Here is a 4,080-nt window from a genome sequence, read left to right as displayed (position 1 = left end):
TCGAAGACACATGGCGCCGCATCGGCGCTCTGGTGGAAACCATCCAGCCCGCCGAATGCGCCAACTACTTCGCCAACGCCGGCTACGCTTCCGTCAAACCGTGAAACGCTCTAATAACTCTACGTAAGCGCGAAACCGTTCGGGAGGGCGGCAACGTGCGGGAGGGGCGAAATCTGGTAGGATGCGCTCAGCCACGCAGGCGCGGTGCGGGTGCTCCCAACGCCCGCACCGCTGCCGCGATAGCGATCACTCCGCTGCCCCTGCGATGTCCGCTTCCTGCTGGTTCGCTGCGATCGCTTCGATCAGCCTGATGACTCGCCAGCGCACCGAGAGGTCGCCGATCAGGCCACAACCGGGAGCGTCACTGGCGGCGCCATCTCCACGCGATTCCGTCCGCGATCCTTCGCAACGTAGAGCGCCTCGTCGGCCGCCTTGAACAGTCGCTTGAACGACACCGCTGGCCCCTGATCGCTCGCGACACCGATGCTGACGGTGACATTGCCGGTCCCTCGGTCGCCGTGGAAGACCTCGAAGTCTACCAGGCGGCGGACGCGCTCCGCCACTACGGACGCCGCCGCGGCTCCGGTCTCCGGCATCAGGACGACGATCTCCTCGCCGCCGTAGCGGGCGAGTGCATCGCGGGGACGTACGTTCGCCGAGACGACGTCCGCCACTTCCTTCAGGAGAACATCTCCCACGTCATGCCCATAGCGGTCGTTCATCGACTTGAAGTGGTCGCTATCGATGATCAGTACAGAGACGGGCTTGCCACTGCGCTGAGCGCTTTCAATGATCGCGACGCTCTTACGCTCGAGCTTGCGCCGGTTCGGAAGCTCCGTGAGCGGGTCCGTCGACGCGTCCGCCTCGAGTACCCGGCCTTGCCTGATCGCCGCCCGCTCGCGGGACAGGAATTTTCCGAGCACGACGACGCCGACGAGCGTCGCGACGGAGATCGGGCCGATCGTTTGCAGAAAGACGCGAGCGGGCTTTGCGACGGGAGCCGCCAGGATCAGTGCGAATGGCAGGTTCGCCACGGCGCCCAGCCAGACGAATTGACCCGTGGTGTAGGATTGTCCTGGCCGGAAGGCGACTCGGGCGAACGCCATGCCAATTGCGACCGTGCTACAGATGTTGACAACGCCGACGTCGGCGGACGGGCCACCGATCCACAGGCGCACGGTCGACGTGACTCCAGCGGCGACGAATGCCGCCCACGGGCCGCCAAATGGGCAGACGAGGGCGAGCATCACAGCTCTTGCGTCGACGAGTATTCCCGGCGCGAATTCGACGCCGTCTGCCATCGCGAGGGCGGCTCCGGCGCCGAACATCAGGCCGATTACCGCCCCCTTCTCCGGCGCATATCGAATATTCCTAATGATCGAACCGTAGCACATCGTGACGAGTGCGAAGATGCCGAGATCATTGACGATCGCGAGCGTGAAATCGGGCAGCGACATCTCGGCTCCAGAACACGGTACGGAAAACCATCGTATTCGTGGAGGATTACCATCGCGTCACCTTGGCAGGCGGGAAAGCCAGTCTCGCGGGCGCTACTCCGCCGCTTCTGTCCTAACGTCGGCTTCCGCCTCCCCTGCAGCGATCGCTTCGACGAGCCGGATGACACGTCGGCGCACGTCGCGCCCGCCTATCGCGGCGAAGGCTCGATTGAGATCTCGTCCCTCCCGACTGCTCGTGAACGCTGACAGGCCGCCGTCGTCAATCTTCTCCACTTGCGACGACTCGAAGAAAAACGAGACCGGCACGTTAAAGACCGCCGCCATCCGCTGCAGCCGGCCGGCCGGGACGCGGTTGGCACCCTTCTCGTATTTCTGCACCTGCTGAAAGGTCACCCCGAGGGCCTCGCCCAGGACGGTCTGACTCATGTCGAGCGCCAGCCTGCGGGCGCGGATGCGCTGGCCGATCATCACGTCAGCGTCGTCTGAGCTTGTCCTTGCCATGTAGCCCCCCCAGTTGCTTCCGAGAATATACCGGTGGGATCGAGGGCTGCAACTCACCTCGGCTGCTTCATCTGGCGGCGGAGAAGATCACAAGCATGGACGAGCCCCTTCGCGAACTCCGAGAACTCGCCCTGCGGCATTCCCTTCGCCAGCTCCTCTTCCATTCGGCGCCAGACTTTCCGGATCTGCTTTTGCATTCGCACGCCGGCCGGCGTCAGAGCGAGCAGAGTCAGGCGAGAGTCCAAGTTCGACGCCACGCGCACAACGTAACCGTCCCGCTCCAGACGATCCGTCATTTTGGAGACTGTTGACGGTTTAACATCGGTCTCAGCCGCGACGATGACTGACGAGAGCGGCTGGATGGGATCGAGCGCGTCGAGCAGTCTATCTTGTCCCGGTGAAAGACCGATCTCGCTGAGAAACACCATGTTCAGCGCCCGCGTTGACTTGGCGATCGACAGGAGGACGGGGACGACCGCGAGGTCTCCGTCGCCAGCAGCATGGCTTTCCCGAACTTCGAGCAGCATGTCCGTGATCCCGGCAGTTGGTGATCACGGAAACGTTAGCGGGCGAAGTTTCAGGAACAACTGATGCGACACCCGGCTAATGTCTTATCTGCGCTATTTGGCCGCATTGTCACTCGGCCCAGCGGAGTAATCCCACCAGTTTCTAGGCGGTCAATGGCTTACCGCGCCTATGGGCTTCGGAACCCGACGCCGATCCACAGTCAATATGCCCTCTCGCCTCAGACTTCCCTCCACGTCAGTCTTTGGAGGGCTCAGGTGTGGCCTCCGGAAAGCCTCCGACCAAGCTCTTGCTGGGAGCATCGGCGAAGGGAAGTCGGGGATCAGCATGACCCGCTTCAGAGATCGGCCGCGCAATGACAGACTCTACAGCAGCCACGAGAGCGGACGGCAAGAACGGCTTCGGCAGGAAAACAGCGCCAGCAGGCATTTCTGCGTCCAGAGGCCTGCGTGCACCTGAGGCAACGACGATGCCAACGGACGGCCAGCTCCTTCGAACGAGACGCGCCAGTGTGAAGCCGTTGATCGGTCCTGGCATATCCACATCGGTTGCGATCGCTACAATTCCGTTGCGGGCTTCCAGAAGCACGAGTGCCGTATCGGCACTGCCAGCTTCGAGCACCCGGAATCCGGCGTCAGTCAGGGTATCGCTCATAACCATGCGCACGAGGGGATCATCCTCGACCAGAAGGACAACCGGATGGGTGCTCGACACGGGGGCCAAACCCTTTGTGCATCGTCGTGTGCGCGAAAGAGACGAGCACAATCGGCGGAAGCCTAACGATAACCTAGACTTACAAGCTGGATGTAAGTTGCTCATTTTCGCGGACTTATTCGCTTTGGGCAACTGACGGTCTGGTCTGGCGCCTGCGAGGGGGGCGGTGTTGCAGCTTCCTTCTGCCGCACCACCTTTTAACAAATGATAGTCCGGCAGCTGAATCAGGTTGGGGTGCGCCCGTGGAAGCAAGAAAGTCAGCTTCCCCTATGATTCGTTGAAAAAGAAAATCTTGCGCTTCAAGTTTGTCCGCCGCTAACCCTTTGGCATCTAATGGCCTGTACATCTTGAAGGACTGTTCAAGGTGGCGACGGCATGGATGTGCGGACGACGCGGCTGACGGCCGCATATTTTTTGCCGGTTCTCGGCCTGTTGATCCTGACCGGCNCGGCATGGATGTGCGGACGACGCGGCTGACGGCCGCATATTTTTTGCCGGTTCTCGGCCTGTTGATCCTGACCGGCGTCTTCGTCGCGTTCACAGCCTATTGGTCTGCCACCGAGACCGATGTCGACTCCATCCAGCGCGAAACCACCCTTGTCCGGCGGCTGCTCGATCAGCGGATCGCGGATGTGACGAAAAACCAGCAGACGTCCACCACCTGGGACGATGCCGTCGACGAGGTGCTCGGACCACGCCATCTGGATTGGCTTGACGCGAACCTCGGCGTCTGGATGCACACCTACTTCGGGATCGATCGCGTCTTCATCCTCGACGGTGGCGATCACTCCATCTATGCGATGATCGGCGGCACCCGACTGGCGCCGGACACCTACTTCTCGCACGCGGCAATTCTTGCGCCGATCGTGGCCCGGCTCCGGCG

The 4,080-nt window shown here is 62.0% G+C and carries 5 protein-coding genes and 1 pseudogene; 2 read left to right on the top strand and 4 right to left on the bottom strand.

The features are described 5' to 3' along the window. Window positions 1–104 (top strand): annotated as a pseudogene (locus AB5S17_RS23275) (IS630 family transposase); the annotation flags it as partial. Between the two features lie 237 nt (window positions 105–341). Here the strand turns inward: AB5S17_RS23275 and AB5S17_RS23270 are convergent. The 4 genes from AB5S17_RS23270 to AB5S17_RS23255 form a co-directional block, all read right to left on the bottom strand. Further along, complete coding sequence (locus AB5S17_RS23270; protein ID WP_369243563.1) at window positions 342–1,457, bottom strand: diguanylate cyclase; 1,116 nt, start codon at window positions 1,455–1,457, stop codon at window positions 342–344. Window positions 1,458–1,550: 93 nt separating this feature from the next. Then, window positions 1,551–1,958, bottom strand: a complete 408-nt coding sequence (locus tag AB5S17_RS23265) for a helix-turn-helix domain-containing protein (RefSeq protein WP_369243562.1) — start codon at window positions 1,956–1,958, stop codon at window positions 1,551–1,553. A 53-nt stretch (window positions 1,959–2,011) separates the two neighbouring features. Next, on the bottom strand, window positions 2,012–2,485 hold the full coding sequence (locus tag AB5S17_RS23260; RefSeq protein ID WP_369243561.1) for a MarR family winged helix-turn-helix transcriptional regulator: 474 nt from the start codon (window positions 2,483–2,485) through the stop codon (window positions 2,012–2,014). A 235-nt stretch (window positions 2,486–2,720) separates the two neighbouring features. Then, window positions 2,721–3,197 carry a response regulator gene (locus AB5S17_RS23255; RefSeq protein ID WP_369243560.1) on the bottom strand — a complete coding sequence of 159 codons (477 nt, stop codon included), beginning with the start codon at window positions 3,195–3,197 and terminating at the stop codon, window positions 2,721–2,723. Between the two features lie 452 nt (window positions 3,198–3,649). Between AB5S17_RS23255 and AB5S17_RS23250 the strand changes: the two genes are divergently transcribed. After that, a partial coding sequence (locus AB5S17_RS23250) for a CHASE4 domain-containing protein (RefSeq protein ID WP_369243559.1) occupies window positions 3,650–4,080 on the top strand: 431 nt, incomplete at its 3' end.

Origin of the sequence: Jiella sp. M17.18 (assembly GCF_041027365.1) — a bacterium.
Lineage (GTDB): Bacteria > Pseudomonadota > Alphaproteobacteria > Rhizobiales > Rhizobiaceae > VKMB-3413.
The sequence above is the reverse complement of the archived record's forward strand: the minus strand, read 5'-3'. Positions and strand labels throughout refer to the sequence as shown.

What these genes read in the sequence shown, in the direction of transcription:
- AB5S17_RS23270 (WP_369243563.1), bottom strand. Translation starts at nt 1,457, where the DNA reads ATGTCGCTGCCCGATTTCACGCTCGCGATCGTCAATGATCTCGGCATC.
- AB5S17_RS23265 (WP_369243562.1), bottom strand. Translation starts at nt 1,958, where the DNA reads ATGGCAAGGACAAGCTCAGACGACGCTGACGTGATGATCGGCCAGCGC.
- AB5S17_RS23260 (WP_369243561.1), bottom strand. Translation starts at nt 2,485, where the DNA reads ATGCTGCTCGAAGTTCGGGAAAGCCATGCTGCTGGCGACGGAGACCTC.